This window comes from Marinobacterium rhizophilum (assembly GCF_024397915.1).
GTDB classification, from domain to species: Bacteria; Pseudomonadota; Gammaproteobacteria; order Pseudomonadales; family Balneatricaceae; genus Marinobacterium_A; species Marinobacterium_A rhizophilum_A.
This window is the reverse complement of sequence record NZ_CP073347.1, coordinates 2,146,513-2,162,427: the sequence shown is the minus strand read 5'-3', so window position 1 is coordinate 2,162,427 and position 15,915 is coordinate 2,146,513. Positions and strand designations below refer to the sequence as shown.

General features: G+C 59.9%; 15 protein-coding genes and 2 tRNA genes. 13 read left to right on the top strand and 4 right to left on the bottom strand.

The genetic code is table 11. The features are described from left to right. Positions 1–19: 19 nt before the first annotated feature. On the top strand, positions 20–616 hold the full coding sequence (locus KDW95_RS09705) for a DUF3501 family protein (RefSeq protein WP_255856068.1): 597 nt from the start codon (positions 20–22) through the stop codon (positions 614–616). Positions 617–632: 16 nt separating this feature from the next. On the opposite strand, the gene KDW95_RS09700 is transcribed toward KDW95_RS09705, so the two are convergent. Next, a complete protein-coding gene (locus tag KDW95_RS09700; RefSeq protein WP_255856067.1) occupies positions 633–1,274 on the bottom strand; it encodes an O-methyltransferase in 642 nt (213 codons plus the stop codon). A gap of 118 nt (positions 1,275–1,392) precedes the next feature. After that, positions 1,393–2,439 (bottom strand): potassium channel family protein, encoded by a 1,047-nt coding sequence (locus tag KDW95_RS09695; protein ID WP_255856066.1) that lies wholly within the window; start codon positions 2,437–2,439, stop codon positions 1,393–1,395. A 219-nt stretch (positions 2,440–2,658) separates the two neighbouring features. Between KDW95_RS09695 and KDW95_RS09690 the strand changes: the two genes are divergently transcribed. The 12 genes from KDW95_RS09690 to KDW95_RS09635 all read left to right on the top strand — a co-directional run bounded on the left by KDW95_RS09690 (position 2,659) and on the right by KDW95_RS09635 (position 14,167). Beyond that, positions 2,659–2,967 (top strand): hypothetical protein, encoded by a 309-nt coding sequence (locus tag KDW95_RS09690; RefSeq protein WP_255856065.1) that lies wholly within the window; start codon positions 2,659–2,661, stop codon positions 2,965–2,967. Positions 2,968–3,012: 45 nt separating this feature from the next. Next, complete coding sequence (locus KDW95_RS09685; RefSeq protein WP_255856064.1) at positions 3,013–3,645, top strand: gamma-glutamylcyclotransferase; 633 nt, start codon at positions 3,013–3,015, stop codon at positions 3,643–3,645. A 452-nt stretch (positions 3,646–4,097) separates the two neighbouring features. Next, a complete protein-coding gene (ftsA, locus tag KDW95_RS09680) occupies positions 4,098–5,357 on the top strand; it encodes a cell division protein FtsA (RefSeq protein ID WP_255856063.1) in 1,260 nt (419 codons plus the stop codon). Positions 5,358–5,444: 87 nt separating this feature from the next. Continuing rightward, the gene (gene ftsZ, locus KDW95_RS09675; protein ID WP_255856062.1) at positions 5,445–6,647 is read left to right on the top strand and encodes a cell division protein FtsZ; all 1,203 of its coding nucleotides are present in this window, start codon (positions 5,445–5,447) and stop codon (positions 6,645–6,647) included. A gap of 298 nt (positions 6,648–6,945) precedes the next feature. Next, complete coding sequence (locus KDW95_RS09670) at positions 6,946–8,022, top strand: TRAP transporter substrate-binding protein (protein WP_255856061.1); 1,077 nt, start codon at positions 6,946–6,948, stop codon at positions 8,020–8,022. A 149-nt stretch (positions 8,023–8,171) separates the two neighbouring features. Beyond that, positions 8,172–8,705, top strand: a complete 534-nt coding sequence (locus KDW95_RS09665; RefSeq protein ID WP_255856060.1) for a TRAP transporter small permease subunit — start codon at positions 8,172–8,174, stop codon at positions 8,703–8,705. After that, on the top strand, positions 8,702–9,988 hold the full coding sequence (locus tag KDW95_RS09660; protein ID WP_255856059.1) for a TRAP transporter large permease: 1,287 nt from the start codon (positions 8,702–8,704) through the stop codon (positions 9,986–9,988). The genes KDW95_RS09665 and KDW95_RS09660 overlap by 4 nt, the downstream gene beginning before the upstream one ends. Positions 9,989–10,118: 130 nt before the next feature. Beyond that, entirely contained in the window at positions 10,119–11,468 is a 1,350-nt protein-coding gene (locus KDW95_RS09655; protein WP_255856058.1) for a cache domain-containing protein, read from the top strand. A gap of 43 nt (positions 11,469–11,511) precedes the next feature. Beyond that, positions 11,512–12,186: a response regulator gene (locus KDW95_RS09650; protein WP_255856057.1), complete on the top strand. Its 675-nt coding sequence runs from the start codon at positions 11,512–11,514 to the stop codon at positions 12,184–12,186. A 234-nt stretch (positions 12,187–12,420) separates the two neighbouring features. Further along, positions 12,421–12,508 (top strand) — tRNA-Ser (locus tag KDW95_RS09645). A 668-nt stretch (positions 12,509–13,176) separates the two neighbouring features. Next, on the top strand, positions 13,177–13,827 hold the full coding sequence (locus tag KDW95_RS09640) for a glutathione S-transferase family protein (protein WP_255856056.1): 651 nt from the start codon (positions 13,177–13,179) through the stop codon (positions 13,825–13,827). 263 nt (positions 13,828–14,090) lie between these two features. After that, positions 14,091–14,167: transfer RNA gene (locus tag KDW95_RS09635), tRNA-Val, on the top strand. 133 nt (positions 14,168–14,300) lie between these two features. On the opposite strand, the gene KDW95_RS09630 is transcribed toward KDW95_RS09635, so the two are convergent. Together KDW95_RS09630 and KDW95_RS09625 are read right to left on the bottom strand one after the other, a co-directional pair. Continuing rightward, complete coding sequence (locus KDW95_RS09630) at positions 14,301–15,329, bottom strand: hypothetical protein (RefSeq protein ID WP_255856055.1); 1,029 nt, start codon at positions 15,327–15,329, stop codon at positions 14,301–14,303. A 264-nt stretch (positions 15,330–15,593) separates the two neighbouring features. Further along, entirely contained in the window at positions 15,594–15,893 is a 300-nt protein-coding gene (locus tag KDW95_RS09625; RefSeq protein ID WP_255856054.1) for a hypothetical protein, read from the bottom strand. Between the last annotated feature and the right edge of the window lie 22 nt (positions 15,894–15,915).

Genomic DNA, 15,915 nt, shown 5'->3' with positions numbered 1-15,915 from the left:
CACTGTACGGAGTCGCCTCATGAACAAGCTTACCCCGCAGGACCTTTGGCCACTGGAAACCTATGCTCGCCGGCGTGGTGACTTCCGCGCCCGGGTCATGGCCCACAAGCGTGACCGACAGTTGATGCTCGGCGATCATCTGCGCCTGCTGTTCGAGGATCGCACCACGGTGCAGTACCAGATTCAGGAAATGTTGCGTATCGAAAAACTGTTTGAAGAGGCCGAAATACTGGATGAACTCAACGCCTACAATCCGCTGATCCCCGATGGCTCCAACTGGAAGGCGACGCTGATGATCGAAATCGCCGATGTTCCCGAGCGGCGTCGGCGTTTGCAGGCGATGGTGGCGGTCGAGCACCGGGTCTGGATGCAGGTGGGCACGCTGGAGCCGGTATTCGCCATTGCCGATGAGGATATGGAGCGCAGCACCGATGAAAAAACGTCCAGCGTGCACTTTCTGCGTTTTGAGCTGACTCCGGCGATGCTGAGTGCCGCGGCCAAGGGCCGGGCGCTGCATGCCGGTGTCGACCACCCGGCGTGCCGGATCGGGCCTCTGGAGGTGGGTGATGCGCTGCGCCGGGAGTTGGTCAGTGATCTGGTGTCACTGACCCATTGAGTTCGCGCAATGCCCGCTAGCGCAGCTTGCGCACCACGTTGACGCCATCACGTACGGTCAGGAAGATGTTTTCCACATCGGGGTCGGCGGCGATCCGGCGGTTAAGCTCCACCAGGGTATCGTCGATATCGGATTCGGGCTGAATCACCTTGCCGGACCAGAGCATATTGTCCAGCACGATCAGCCCGCCGGGGCGGGTCATGGCCCTGACGCGTTCGTAGTACTCCAGGTAACTGCGCTTGTCGGCGTCGATAAAGCTGAAATCAAGTTCCAGATCCAGGGTTTCCAGGGTATCCAGCGCCCGGCCGAAGATGACTTCGATCTTGTGGCCGTGTTCGCTGCGGTCGAAAAAGCCCTGGGCGAACTCGATGGCCCGCGGGTTGGTTTCGCAGCAGATCAGCCGGCCGTCGTCGGGCATGCCTTCTGCGATCGACAGCGCCGAATAGCCGGTGAACATGCCAATTTCCAGCGCGACCTTCGGTTGCGCCAGTGCCACCAGCATTTTCAGTGTGCGCCCCACCAGCCGGCCTGACAGTTTCTGTGGCCAGCCCATGTTTTCGTTGGTGGCATCAATCAGTTCCTGCAGCAGCGCAGGCTCAGCACCTGTGCTGATAAAGGCGTAGTCTTCTATGGCTTCGTTGACGAGAAAGTCGGGCATGGCAAAGGCGCGCTGTGATGTGCAAGGGGGCGTTATTCTAGCGCTTTTTACGCCCGGGTGCAGGGGCCTTTGCCCTGAGCGCTCGTTGCCCTGCTGCGGGCTCAGGGCGCCTTCGCGCTCAAGGCTGTGTCAGGGCGGCCCAGTCAAAGGCGTGAATGCGGGCCGGCGCGATGTAGTAGATCAGCGCGCCGGGGTGCAGCTCCAGATCCAGCGGCGGGTTGACCTCGGGTTCGCCGTCGGCCTCCAGGTCCACTGCAATAAGGGTGGCCTGGTAGTGCTCCTTCAGCGGGGCGTACAGGCGACGGATACTGATGGGGGCCAGAGCATCGGGATAGCGTACCGAGTACTGGGTCATGCCGTCGCCGGCACTGAGCAACTGGCGGTGCAGGGCGCTGGAGCCCGGGTCCATCGCCGCCTTGACCATCAGCTCCACCGCTACCGAGGGGGTGCACTCGATATTGGGGCAATGGTGGCGCAGCAGCTGGCTGAGGGACTGGTCGCGAAAATAGGCAATGCTGTGGGCGCCGGGGTTGCGGCTGTGGCTGTAGAGGGCGGCGGCCAGGGTGCTGTCGTCCCGGGCGCAGTCGATGATAATGCTGGAGGCTTGGTCGATGCAGCTGCGTTGCATCTCAGCCGGGTCGTTGTAGGCGGATACCCGCACGAACTCGATTTCTCCGGGCAGCGGGTTTTCGATCTCGTCGCTGACACAGAGGCAGAGGGTGCGCCCCAGGTTTTGCCGCGCCTCAATCAGCAGCAGGCGCAGCAGTTGCGGCGTGCGCTGCGGATCCCAGCCGATGACCAGAATGTGTTCGTTCAGGTTCAGTGCCTTCATGCCCATAATGCCCTTTCTCCATTGGTAGGCACTGAAGGCGGCAACCTTGCCGACGGTCAGTGCGAACAGGCCCAGCCCGATCGGAATAACGAAAAATGCGCTGAACAGCTTGCCGCCGGCGGTGGCGGGCGACAGGTCGCCATAGCCCACCGTCGAAGCCGTGACGATGAGCCAGTAGAGGTAGTCGGCCCCGGCCAGCTCGGTTTCCCCCAGCAGGCGCAGTACCAGCCAGCACAGCAGCATGTAACCCAGCAGTGATAGCAGCAGGCCCTGCCACTTCATTTCCTTGAAGTTGTGGTAGATCAGCTTGCGCAGGCGTTTCAACAGCAGCATGGCGAGAGTACTTCCTGATCCAAAGCCCGGGATAGTAGCAATCGAGGCTGCGCGGGTCGATGCCGGCGCTCGAGATGGCGCTACGCAAGTGCGCGGCAGGCGCCCGGTGCGGGGCTGTGGATACGCGGTAAATCCCGTACAATGCGGCCGTTGACGACCTTATCAGGAGCCTGTCCTTTGAATCCCCTCGTATTATTCTTGCTCAGCGGTTTAGTGTCCATGTCCGCGGCGCTGAGTGCCGGTGCCATCAACAAGCTGCCCGACGATCAGAAACCGCCTTTTGCGCTGCAGCGCGGTGGCCAGCTGTGGGTTGTGATGATCGGTAACTTTGCCGCCCTGACTCTGCTCGGTGCCATGGCCTATGGCTTTCGCCTGCTGGACTGGTGGATTCCGCTGCTGTGCATCTTCCTGACCTTTCCGGTGATCCACCTGGTTGTACTGCAGCCCCTGCTGGGCCATGTACGCACGCTCTTTGTGATGGCGCCGCTGGTGCTGGCTGCAATCCCGGCACTCTATATTTACTGGTAGGCAGTCCTGTTGGCGGATGGCCGCAATAGCTCTGGAGGCAAGGCGATGATCACGGTACTGGGGTTTGGCTCTCTGCTGTCCGAGCGCTCGGCGCTGGAAACCGTGCCCGGTCTAAGCAGTTTTCGCCGCGTTCGAGTGCCCGGATACGGCCGCATTTTCAACAAGGTTGGCGTGGTGTTTTTCAGTCGCCACGGGGCTGATCCTGCCAGTCTTGAAATTGCTTCCTGTTCAACCCGGGCGATGCCGGGGGTGGACATTATCTGTTCGGCATTTGAAGTGCCGGAGGCGGACTTTCCCGCGCTCTATGAACGTGAACACCGCTATCGCTGGGTCGAGGTCGAGGCGCTGGATGAATTCGGCGGACGCTGCCTTGGGCGTCTGTGCACCGGCAGCAATGACGTGGATTACCGCCTTAACAAGTGTGTGACACCGACGGAATACCACCGCCGGGTGGGCCGGTATTACAGCGGTCTGCTGTGGCGTGACGACATTCTGCCCTATCCGCGCTACCTCGCCTTTTGCCTGCGGGCCGCCGCCGCCCAGGGGCCCGAGGTGCTGGACAATTTCATGGACTGCAGCTTTCTGGCGGATGGCCGCACCAGTATTCGGCAGTACCTGGACGGGCCTGGATCGGGTTTGCAATGGCAGGGCGGAGCCGATTACGGTTACCAGGATTAGGCGCGGCGTTTTTCAAGGGTGCTGCTGTTTTTGACGGGCGTTTAAAATCACTATGAATTGTTGATATAGGTCGTGATAAATCAAAACCTGTTTTTGAATTATTCTGGATTCTTCAATATTAAATAATGATGTTTATTTTATTTATCAAGATTGATTCTTGATTTTTATTTTAAAGCTCATTGGAAAGGCAGCGGGTTTATTAGCATCCTGGGCGGAAAAACTTTGCCGCTCTGAAAAAACTATACAACTGAAAAACAAAGAATTTTGCTAAACTTCGGTAAAACATTGCCGATATACAGGTGACAAGTACTGTTGTTTTTTTGTACATTTTGTTCCAGTCTCTTGCTATAACTGCAGTTAGCAAAAGGCCGATTGAAGTTGGCGCGGTTCTTGCGATATTTAACTCGAGCGCCTTTCTAAACGGACTTTATCCAAAGCGGACGATGGCAAAAATGGTAACGCCTAATAATATGATTGTCGGACTCGACATCGGAACCTCCAAGGTGGTCTGCCTGGTGGGCGAGATGGATCCGAACGGGCGTATTGAGCTGGTGGGTATCGGTGCTCAGCCTTCCCGGGGGTTAAAGCGCGGTGTGGTCGTCAATATCGAGTCCACCGTGAATTCGATCCAGCGGGCGGTGGAAGAGGCCGAGCTGATGGCCGGCTGCAAGGTGCACTCCGTGACCGTGGGCATCGCCGGCAACCATATCAGCAGCCTGAATTCCCACGGAATTGTCGCCGTACGCGAGCGGGAAGTGACCGAGCAGGACCTGGAGCGGGTGATCGATGCCGCCCGGGCTGTCGCCATTCCGGCGGATCAGAAAATCATTCATATATTGCCGCAGGAATACCTGATCGATAACCAGGAGGGCATCAAGGAGCCTCTGGGGATGTCGGGTGTGCGCCTGGAAGCCAAGGTGCACCTGGTGACCGGGTCCATCAATGCCGTGCAGAACATCGAAAAGTGCGTCCGTCGTTGCGGTCTGGATGTCGACGGTGTGGTGTTGCAGCCGCTGGCCTCGAGCTATGCGGTGCTGACCGACGACGAAAAGGACCTTGGCGTCTGCCTGGTGGATATTGGTGGCGGTACCACCGATATCGCGGTCTTTACCGGCGGAGCCATTCGGCATACGGCCTCCATTCCAGTGGCCGGTGACCAGGTGACCAACGATCTTGCCATGGCGTTGCGCACGCCGACGCAGAACGCCGAAGAACTTAAGGTGAAGTATGCCTGCGCCCTGGCACAGCTGGCACGGGCCGATGAAACCATCAAGGTGCCCAGTGTTGGCGAACGCCCGCCGCGCAGCCTGTCGCGCCAGTCCCTCGCCGAGGTGGTCGAGCCCCGTTACGAGGAGCTGTTTTCGCTGATTCAGGCGGAACTGCGTCGCTGCGGTTTCGAGGATCTGGTGGCGGCGGGCATCGTGCTCACCGGCGGCACGGCGAAGATGGAAGGGGCGGTTGAGCTGGCCGAGGAAATTTTCCATATTCCGGTACGCCTCGCCAGCCCGACGGGCATCTATGGCATGGAGGATATCCTGGGCAACCCGATTTATGCCACGGCACAGGGATTGCTGCTCTATGCCCGGCAGAATTTTAACGGCGCCTATTCCGGCCAGGGTGAAGCGTCGAGGCGCGAGCCTCAGCCCATCGAGGTTGTGGAGCAGCCTGGAATGGTTGAGCGCATGAAATCCTGGCTGCAGGGTAATTTTTAGTTGTGTTGGTTGCGAAGAAGTCCATAACGTTAGACACACGCAGGTGCGCAGACGCAGAAGCTGGCACCTCGCAAGGAGGGGAAACAGATGTTCGAACTGGCTGATAGCATTGCGCAAAATGCCGTCATCAAGGTGATAGGCGTGGGCGGTGGCGGCGGAAACGCCGTACAGCACATGGTCTCCACCGATGTTGAAGGTGTGGATTTTATTTGTGCCAACACCGACGCCCAGGCGCTTTCCGGGCTGGCGGCCCGCAGCGTGATTCAGCTCGGCGGCGAGCTGACCAAGGGGCTCGGTGCCGGCGCCAATCCGGAGATCGGTCGCCAGGCCGCCCTGGAAGACCGTGAGCGGATCGCGCAGATGATTACCGGAGCCGACATGGTGTTTATCACCGCCGGCATGGGCGGAGGCACCGGCACGGGTGCTGCCCCCATCGTCGCGGAAGTCGCGCGGGAGCTGGGTATCCTGACGGTTGCCGTGGTCACGCGGCCCTTCCCGTTTGAAGGCAGGAAACGCCTGAAGATCGCGGAGGACGGCATTCGCGAGCTCAAGGAAAGCGTGGATTCGCTGATCATTATTCCCAACGAAAAGCTGCTGCCGGTACTGGGCAAGAACTGCAGCCTGATCAATGCCTTCAATGCGGCCAACGATGTTCTGCGTGGCGCGGTGCAGGGGATTGCCGACCTGATTATTCGCCCGGGCATGATCAACGTCGACTTCGCGGACGTTCGCACCGTCATGTCCGAAATGGGCATGGCGATGATGGGTACTGGCAGTGGGCGCGGTGAAGGCCGTGCGCGGGAAGCCACGGAAGCTGCCATCAACAGTCCTCTGCTGGAAGACGTGGACCTCAAGGGGGCCCGCGGGGTACTGGTCAATATCACCGCCGGGCTGGATCTGAGCCTGGGGGAATTCTCAGAAGTCGGCAACATTGTCGAGCAGTACGCCTCCGACAACGCCACCATCGTGGTGGGTACCGTTATAGATCCCGAGATGAGCGACGAAATCCGCATTACCGTGGTCGCGACGGGGCTGGGCCAGGTACAGCAGCAGGAAGTTCGGGTGGCCAATGGTGGCACTGCCAGTGTGTCGTCTCGCCCGGGCCCCGGCAAGCCTACCACCGATTACAGCCAGCTGGAGCTGCCGACCGTGCTGCGCAACCGTGCCGATGAGCGCGCTGCCCGTGCAGCCGAGGCCGCGCAAGCGCCGGCGCAGGCATTGCAGAAGACGGGCACCGATGACATGGACTTTCTCGATATTCCGGCGTTCTTGCGCCGCCAGGCCGACTGACCCGGGCTGATTCCTCCTTGTGTGATTTTTGGGCCGCCCCGCCAGGGGCGGCCTTTTTTGTGTGCGCTTTTCGGGGCGCGATCGGCGCGTATAGGTAGTACTACTGATGCGCCTCGGTAGAATCCCCGTGCAGGCCCCGGTAGCGCTGCGCATTAGTGCGAATGGCGGTACGGGCGGGCAATCGTCACCATAGCGCAACGGTTCCGACAAGGACCCGATGCGGGCGCGCAGGGCCACAAGACTCCTGGGCGCACTTGAAGCCCCGCCGGGGGCAGTCAGTCAAAAGGTGACAATAACAATGTTTAAACTCCCTGTTGCACGCACCCTGATTGCGGCGGCGGCCTGCGTGGCCACGCTGTTCAATCCGGCCCAGGCCGAAGAAAAGGTTTACCGTCTGAAGATGGCGGAAACCTGGCAAACCAACTTCCCGATCTTTGGCGATGCACCGCGCAACATGGCCGCCATGGCGGAGAAAATGTCCAACGGCCGCCTGAAGATCACCATTGATTCGGCCAACAAGCACAAGGCCCCGCTGGGGGTGTTCGACATGGTTCGCGCCGGCCAGTACGACATGGGTCATTCGGCGTCCTATTACTGGAAGGGCAAGGTCCCCAATACCCTGTATTTCACCACCATGCCCTTTGGCATGACGACCCCCGAGCAGTACGGCTGGTTCTACCAGGGCGAGGGCATGGACCTGATGCAGGAGGTGTACGCGCCCTTTAACCTGCTGTCCTTCCCCGGTGGCAATACCGGCAACCAGATGGGCGGCTGGTTCCAGAAAGAGATCAACTCGCTGGATGATATCCAGGGTCTGAAAATGCGCATCCCGGGCTTTGCCGGTGAAGTGCTGGCCAAGCTCGGTGCCAACCCGACCAATATCCCGCCGGGCGAGCTCTATACCGCGCTGGAGCGCCGCACCATCGACGCACTGGAATGGGTAGGTCCCGGGCTTGACCTGCGCATGGGCTTTCACAAGATCGCGCCTTACTACTACACCGGCTGGCACGAGCCTGCCACCGAGCTGCAGTTCCTGATCAACAAGCGCAGCTGGGAAAAGCTGCCGGCGGACCTGCAGGAAATCCTGCGCGTCTCCATGCGCACGGCCTCCTACGACATGTACATCCAGAACTACGATGCCTCGGCCACCGCCTGGGCGGAAATGAAAACCGAGTTCCCGCAGATCCAGGTCAAGACCTTCCCGGCCGATGTCATGACCGCGCTCAAGGGTGCCAATGACGAGCTGCTTGAAGAAGCCGCAGCCGCCGATCCGCTGGCGAAGAAGATCATCGAATCGCAGCAGGCGTATCAGGAAAAGGTTCGCGTCTGGACCAATATTTCCGACCGCGCCTACCTGAACAGTCTGTCTGACTGATCAAGCCTGGTTTAAACGGGAGTCAATTCTGGCTCCCGCTTTCGTTTGTGTTGTTGCATCTGAAAGCGGGCATCACCGCACAGGCGGGCAAGTCTGGCCCGTTGTTAATGCCGCGGGTTGATGCCGATGAATGCGGCCGAGGAATTCTCATGCTGATGTTAAAACTGGAGCGGGCGGTCAACCGGGTTTCGGACCTGTTTGGCATGATCGCCGCCGTGCTGTTCGTACTGCTGCTGTTTAACGTGTTTTACGACGTGCTGAGCCGTTATGTGTTCAATGATGTTTCCATCGCCATGCAGGAAATGGAGTGGCACCTGTTTGCCCTGATGTTTCTGCTGGGGGTGCCCTTTACCCTGCGCGCCGATGCCCATGTGCGGGTGGATATCCTCTACGACCGCCTGAGCCTGCGCCGGCGTGCCTGGATCGACCTGGCCGGCACCCTGTGCCTGCTGCTGCCGTTCTGCCTGCTGGTGGGCTGGTATGGCGTGGGCTTTGCCCATGAATCCTTCCTGCTGGGCGAGACCTCGGGCGACCCGGGTGGGTTGCCCTATCGCTGGCTGATCAAGGCGGCCATTCCGTTTGCCTTCTTTGCCACTGCCCTGAGCGGTTTCGGGCTGGCACTGAAGTCCATCAATACCCTGCGGGGGCAGTCCCTGGCCGACCTTCAAGGTGATCGCACATGATCGGTATCGTAATGTTTTTCGCCGCCCTGGCGATGCTGCTCAGCGGCTTTCCGGTGGCCTTTATTTTTGGCGGCGTGGCGCTGCTGTTTGGTGTCTTTGCGCAAGGGGCTGATATTTTTGCCTTCATGCCGTTTCGCGTTCAGAGCATCATGGAAAGTACCACCATGATGGCGGTACCCCTGTTTATCTTTATGGGGCTGGTGCTGCAGAAAACCCGCCTGGCCGAGCAGCTGCTCGAAGCCATGGCCAAGCTGTTCGGCGGCGTGCGCGGGGGCCTGGCAATATCCACCGTGCTGGTGGGGGCATTGCTGGCGGCATCCACCGGTGTGGTCGGTGCCTCGGTGGTGGCCATGGGGCTGATCTCCCTGCCGGTGATGCTGAAATACAACTACGACAAGTCCCTGGCCTGCGGCACCATCTGCGCGTCCGGCACCCTGGGGCAGATCATTCCGCCTTCCATCATCCTGATCATTCTGGGGGATGTGCTGGGGATTCCGGTGGGGGACCTGTTCAAGGCGGCGCTCTGGCCCGGCCTGATCCTGATTGGCGCCTACATCGTTTACATCCTGATCTACGCCTTTATGAACCCGGCATCGGCGCCGGCCCTGCCGGTGGACCCGACCATCAGCCGTCGCAGCTACTACGGCCAGGCGCTGAAGGCGATCCTGCCGCCGCTGGCGCTGATTCTGGTGGTGCTGGGCTCCATCTTTAGCGGTATTGCCACGCCGACGGAGTCGTCGGCCCTGGGGGGCGTCGGTGCGCTGGTACTGGCGCTGCTGTATCGCCAGTTCAGCTGGAAGATGGTCTATGACGCCTCGCTGGAAACCGTGAAGGTCACCGCCATGGTGTTCGCGATCCTGCTGGGCGCCACGGCCTTCTCGATGGCCTTCAGCTATACCGGTGGCGATTACATTGTCGAGGAAGTACTGACACAGTTGCCCGGCGGGCAGATGGGCTTCCTGCTGCTGTCGATGCTGGCCATACTGGTGCTGGGCTTCTTTATCGATTTCGTTGAAATCAGCTTTATTATCGTACCGATTCTGGCGCCTGTGGCCGATGCGCTGGGTATTGCACCGATCTGGTTTGCGATCCTCATTGCCATGAACCTGCAGGCCAGCTTCCTGACGCCGCCCTTTGGCTTTGCGCTCTTCTACCTCAAGGGGGTGGCGCCGGAGTCGGTGCGTACCCGGGATATTTACCGCGGGGTGGTGCCCTTTATCCTGCTGCAGCTGGTGGTGCTCGTGACCATACTGGTTTTCCCCGGGCTCTACGGGCTGACCTGATCCTTTGGCGCCGGGGTTTTCCGGGCTGCTACCTGTGCGGCGGTTCCGACATCTGTCGGGGCCGCCGTTTTTTGCTGTTATCATGATCCCCGCCGCGTGGCGGCACCACTTTATTCCCCGGGGGGCCGCTATGTCATTAAAGGCCAAGCTGTTGCTGCTGGCGATCTTGCCGCTGCTGCTGGTGAGTAGCCTGGTGACCATGGTCAGCCTGCAGCAGGCGCGCAACCTGTCGGAACAGGAAATCCGCATCTTCGAGGACAACCTGCTCAGTGCCAAGCAGCGCGAGCTGCAGCACTATGTCAGCCTGGCGCTGACCTCCATTGACCATATCGTTGCCAATGCCGATGTGCATGACGAGGCCGCAAAAGCCGAAGTCATGCGCATCCTGAGCGACCTGACCTTTGGCGACGACGGTTACTTCTTCGTTTATGACCGCAGCGGCAAGGTGCTGGTGCACCCGATTCTCACCGACCTGGTGGGGCAGGACCTCTACGACATGCAGGATGAGCGCGGCGACTATGTGATTCGCAGCCTGCTGCAGCGTGCCCGTGAGGGCGGCGGCTTTCATCGCTACCTGTGGCAAAAGCCGTCCCGTGGCGAATCGGAGGAGAAACTCGGTTACGTGGTGCGCCTCGCCAAGTGGGACTGGATGCTGGGCACCGGGCTTTATATCGATGATATTACCGAGGAGGTGGCCAAGATCCGCAGTGAAGTGACGCGCAACATTCGCAATACCTTCTTCACCGTACTGCTGATCCTGGCGGCGGCGGTGGCGGTGATTATCGTCATCGGCATCGCCCTGAACCTGCATGAAAGTCGCCTGGCGGATGCGCGGCTGCGCTCCCTGGCCCACAAGTCCATCCAGCTGCAGGTGAGTCAGCGGCGCGGCTTTGCCCGGGAGCTGCACGATGGCATCAACCAGCTCATGGTCTCGGTCAAGTTTCGAATCGAGTCGGCCCTGAGCAAGCTGGCCAAGGCCGGTGGCAGTACCACCGCGCAGGCGGATCTGCACCATGCCATGGCGGTGCTCAACGAGGCTATCCAGGAAGTGCGCCGCGTCTCCCACGACCTGCGCCCCAGCATCCTGGATGACCTGGGGCTGGAGCCTGCGCTGCGCAACCTGCTGGATGAATTCAAGCTGCGAACCGGCATACTGGTGGACCTGCGGCTCTCGCTGCCGGCGGCCCGCCTGAACGACGACATTGAAACGACCCTGTACCGGGTGGTACAGGAAGCGCTGACCAACATCGAAAAACATGCCGACGCCAGTCACCTGCTGGTACGCAGCTGGTATAGCAACGGCCTTTTGTGGCTGGAACTCAAGGACAACGGTTGCGGTTTTGACCCCAGGGAACTGCCGCCCCAGGCCGGCATCGGGCTGCGCAATATTCGTGACCGGCTGGAGCTGCTGGGCGGCGAGCTTGCACTGGAGTCGGCACCGGGGGAGGGCACGCGGTTATGCATAGGCCTGCCATCCTGAACAGCAAGTGCGCCCTGGGCGCCCAATCCTGGAGTATGACCGCATGACAGAGACTGGCCCCATTCGTGTGCTGCTGGCAGACGACCACCCGCTGGTGCTGGAAGGCATTTCGTCGAGGCTCGGTACCGAAGCCCATCTGGATGTTGTCGGCCTGGCGCACAACGGCCAGGAGGCGCTGGAACTGGCGGAACAGCTGCAGCCGGATGTGGTGATGATGGACGTTTCGATGCCCGTGATGAGCGGGCTTGAGGCGACCCCCATATTCCAGCAGCGCTTCCCGTCGATGCGCGTGCTGATCCTCAGCATGCACGACAACCGCGAGTACATCCTGCAGCTGATTCGTGCCGGCGCCTCGGGGTATATCCTCAAGGATGTGTCGTCGGACGAGCTGATCAAGGCCATTGAAACCGTGCACCAGGGCGGCACCTACTTCAGCGCCAGTGCGTCCCAGTCACTGTTCAGCCTCGAGGGCGTCGCTGCCGTGCCTCAGGCCTCGCCGACGCCGAACCTCGACTCGCCGCCGCTGACACCGCGGGAGGAAACCGTGCTGCGCCTGCTGGCCGAGGGTGGCAGCAACAAGGATATCGCCCGCACGCTGGATATTTCGGTACGCACCGTGGAAACCCATCGGCAGAATATCAAGACCAAACTCAACATCCAGACCGCCGCCGGCCTGACCCGTTTTGCCATTGAACAGGGCCTGGTGGAGCTGAAGTAGACCCAGGCTCGAGGTGCCTGTCCGCAGGGTTTGGCTATTTGTAAAAAAGTTAGATAAAAAGTTTGCAATTCATAACCTTATCCATTAAATTACGCGGCCTCAACGTTACGGAACGGCAGCCAGGCCCTCGGTACTGTCGAGAAAAGGAAGCAACGTCGGAGCTTGCGACGACGGTAACGAGTACGCCCAGGCGTGCAGGTTACAAGTCTGAAAGGACAATGCAGCATACAATATGGTGAGGTGTCCGAGTGGCCGAAGGAGCACGCCTGGAAAGTGTGTATACCGCAAGGTATCGAGGGTTCGAATCCCTCCCTCACCGCCATATTCAAAACAAAAAAGCCCCGCTCGCAGAGTGGGGCTTTTTTGTTTTCAAGGTCGATAGATTTGAACCCGAGAAGAGGGTTCGACTCGAGCGTAGCGAGAGACCGCCGAGCGAAGCGAAGGCCATCCCGACCGCAGGTTTCAGCGCCTACGGTACCCGCTCGCAGAGTGGGGCTTTTTTGTTTTCAAGGTCGATAGATTCGAACCCGAGAAGAGGGTTCGACTCGAGCGTGCGCGAGAGACCGCCGAGCGTAGCGAAGGCCATCCCGACCGCAGGCTTCAGCGTCTACGGTACCCGCTCGCAGAGTGGGGCTTTTTTGTTTTCAAGGTCGTGAACAAGTTCGAATCTTTAATGAATCGGAACCTTGAGTGTGGAAGAGCAGCTGAGCTTCGTGGCACAGCGAATAACAGCACAAGCTCACCCCGCAGCTAAAAAATCCCTCGCCAGGATCAAGGAATTGGTGTTTTGGCAGCGTTTAAGGCCATCATTGATCTGCCCAACCTGAAGGGTGGGAATGTCCTTGGGCTATTTCGACTGCAGACATTACCCTCTGATAACGGCGCTGCGAATCCATCGCGTTGGCTCGATGGGGATCGACGGTAACGAGCTAATCCAAATGACGCTTATACTGCAAAGAGTTATCGTCCGCGTGCGCAGAGGGAGGAACCTTGAAACTTGTCATCGGCAATAAAAACTATTCGTCCTGGTCGCTGCGGCCCTGGCTGCTGCTGTCGTTTCATAACATTCCGTTCGAGGAAGAACGCATTCCGCTGGATAAGTCTGATACCCAGGATCGCATCGCCGCCTGCAGCGACGCCGGCAAGGTACCAGTGTTGCTGGACGATGAGCTGATTGTCTGGGATTCGCTGGCAATCTGCGAGTATGTGTCTGAGTGTTACCTGGGTGGGGCAGGCTGGCCCGAATCTGCATCGGTGCGGGCCGAAGCTCGCGCCTGCAGTGCAGAGATGCACTCAGGCTTCCCCGAGATCCGCAATCGAATGCCGATGAACTGCCGTGCCATGGGGCGCCGTGTAGAACTCACCGATGCGCTGCGGCGGGAGATTGCGCGCATCGATCGTATCTGGTCGGGTTACCGGCAGCGCTACGCAACCGCCGGCCCCTGGCTATTCGGCGAGTTCTCGATCGCCGATTGCATGTTCGCACCGGTGGTGTTTCGTTTTCGGACCTATGGCATCGGGTTGTCGCAACAGGCCGCGGGCTATATGCAGCATTTGCTCGGTGCTGATGCGTTGCGTCAGTGGATGATGCAGGCCGAGGCCGAGTTGGAAACCATCGAAGCTGAAGAAGTCGGGCGCTGAACGGCATCTGGAGGCTTGGCTACTTGGACAAATCTCTGCTGAGTCGGGAAGAGATCGAGGCACTGGCTGCGGACCAGAAATGGCGGTCGTCTTGCCGGCGTCTGGTATGCGAGCAAAGATTCCCGCCGACAAGTTACCCCTTGTCCTGGCGGCCGCATCCGTGGTTTTAAACAGTGTGCTAAGTTGCTGAAAGCAATCGGAAAAAAATAGAAGAAAAGGCTTGCGTTCAAGGTCGGCGTCACTATAATACGCACCATCTCTTCAGGACTATAGCTCAGTTGGTTAGAGCACCACCTTGACATGGTGGGGGTCGGCGGTTCGAGTCCGCCTAGTCCTACCAAATTTGGTAAGCAAATACAGCGAGTCAGCGAAAGCGGCTCGCTGTTTTTGTATCTGCGGACTTCCAGTTCCGGCGGTCGCTGCGGGCTTTGCATCGCGGCCACTGCATACCATTCTATGTCCAGACCGCCCGGTCACCAGATACGCAGGCTAACCACGCTAACGCCCGAGTCGATACCCTGCATCCCCGTGCCTCCCAGCAGGATGCTGTCGATACGCGCCAGCGGAATAGAAACGGCTGCCCTGGAAGCGACCACCGGGGCGGTCGTGAGTTCTATGTCCACCCCCTCTTGCGACTGGTGTAGTCCGGCCAGTGCTGCGGCCTCGGACTGGGTCAGGAACCCCGCCAGGGCGAAAGTCCCGGATGGTCGCTTGTGGACTTCCAGTACCGCTGAGCCTGCGGACACGGGCGAAACGGGGTAGTGGGTAAAGTTGGCTTCGCCCACCATCCAGGGCACGGTAAAGCCATAGAGTCCGGCTCGATCCTCCGGGAAGAAAAATTCACCGTCGTCGTATTCGTCCATCGACTCAGGGCTCGCCAGGGGTTGCAGGTCGTAAAGGTCACGCAGTCCCTGGGTGGTGCGGTGTCCCGGCTGGATGTCGATCCGGTAAGCTGCGCTCAGGCGCTTGTCACCATCGACCCGGTCGCCGGAATTGGGCACGCGGATACGTTCGCTGCCGTCGCCAGAAAGGATGAAGTTCCCGCTTTCGCGACTGATGATCTGTGAAGTTTCCCCGCCAGCGTGCGATTGTGCCTTTTTCAGTGTGGATGGGGCCGGGTTACCCAGCGAAATCTGGCTGCCGCCGGTCGCCACCACGGGGTTGCCGGACCCTATGGCGATGACATCACCGGATACGCTGCTTTCCGATACGAGGGGGTGGGGCGCGGGCGAGCCGTCCTCGTTCAGTTTGATCATGACGAAAGCGCCCACGCCGAACATAAAAATCAGCACGCAGGCGGCGAAGCCCAGGTTGAGCGCGCGCATTGCCAGGGAATAGAAGTCCTTGCGCGTGAGCTTGGTGCTCATCAGCTTGTAGAGGTATTCCAGTCCCCGTTCGTCTTTGACCGAACGGCGAAACAGTGCCAGAAACACGACCGCCAGAAAGGCGATCAGTGTCAGCGGACCGGTCACGTGCACTATGGCGCCGAGTAACTCACCCACGGCGCTGCCTGCTGTACTCTGTTGCGGTGTGCATTCGGTTATCCCCGGTTACAGGTGGGCCGACCTTCGGCCCCCGAATATAGGCAGTGTATGACGGTTTTCGGCAGCCGGCGCCGCTGGTGCGGCGGTGCTTGGCCTGGCTCCGCTGTTGGTAGCCCTCGCGAGCCGGCTGAAAACGCCCGGCTGGCAACCGAGGCATGGCAACCGAGGTGTGCCGGGGCAAACGCAGGAGGGCAGCTGCAGGGGGGGGCTGCCGAGGGGAGCTCAGTTGCCCCTGTGCTGGTGTACGGCGGCGGCACTTTCTATCTGGGCGGCCAGCTCAAGCATGCGCTGATGCTGCATGGCCCTGTTATCGGCATTGTCCTGGGCGTCGCTATAGAACGCCTGCGCGTACAGGCTGATATGCCGGGCCTTGTCGGCGGCGTAGGGACACAGCTGTTTAAGGTCTTTGGCGGTATTGTGAATGTCTTGCAGCACCCGGTAGTTGGGTCTGGCGGTGGTATTGGCGAGCAGCAGGTCGCGCAGCTGGTCGGCGCCGCTGCGCAGGAGGGCTGAGGTACGCAAGATGGCAATTCCTTTTAGACCC

Bases quoted from the DNA above. Each gene is read 5' to 3' on its own strand.
- KDW95_RS09705 (WP_255856068.1), top strand. From the start codon at position 20: ATGAACAAGCTTACCCCGCAGGACCTTTGGCCACTGGAAACCTATGCT.
- KDW95_RS09700 (WP_255856067.1), bottom strand. From the start codon at position 1,274: ATGCCCGACTTTCTCGTCAACGAAGCCATAGAAGACTACGCCTTTATC.
- KDW95_RS09695 (WP_255856066.1), bottom strand. From the start codon at position 2,439: ATGCTGCTGTTGAAACGCCTGCGCAAGCTGATCTACCACAACTTCAAG.
- KDW95_RS09690 (WP_255856065.1), top strand. From the start codon at position 2,659: ATGTCCGCGGCGCTGAGTGCCGGTGCCATCAACAAGCTGCCCGACGAT.
- KDW95_RS09685 (WP_255856064.1), top strand. From the start codon at position 3,013: ATGATCACGGTACTGGGGTTTGGCTCTCTGCTGTCCGAGCGCTCGGCG.
- ftsA (WP_255856063.1), top strand. From the start codon at position 4,098: ATGGTAACGCCTAATAATATGATTGTCGGACTCGACATCGGAACCTCC.
- ftsZ (WP_255856062.1), top strand. From the start codon at position 5,445: ATGTTCGAACTGGCTGATAGCATTGCGCAAAATGCCGTCATCAAGGTG.
- KDW95_RS09670 (WP_255856061.1), top strand. From the start codon at position 6,946: ATGTTTAAACTCCCTGTTGCACGCACCCTGATTGCGGCGGCGGCCTGC.
- KDW95_RS09665 (WP_255856060.1), top strand. From the start codon at position 8,172: ATGCTGATGTTAAAACTGGAGCGGGCGGTCAACCGGGTTTCGGACCTG.
- KDW95_RS09660 (WP_255856059.1), top strand. From the start codon at position 8,702: ATGATCGGTATCGTAATGTTTTTCGCCGCCCTGGCGATGCTGCTCAGC.
- KDW95_RS09655 (WP_255856058.1), top strand. From the start codon at position 10,119: ATGTCATTAAAGGCCAAGCTGTTGCTGCTGGCGATCTTGCCGCTGCTG.
- KDW95_RS09650 (WP_255856057.1), top strand. From the start codon at position 11,512: ATGACAGAGACTGGCCCCATTCGTGTGCTGCTGGCAGACGACCACCCG.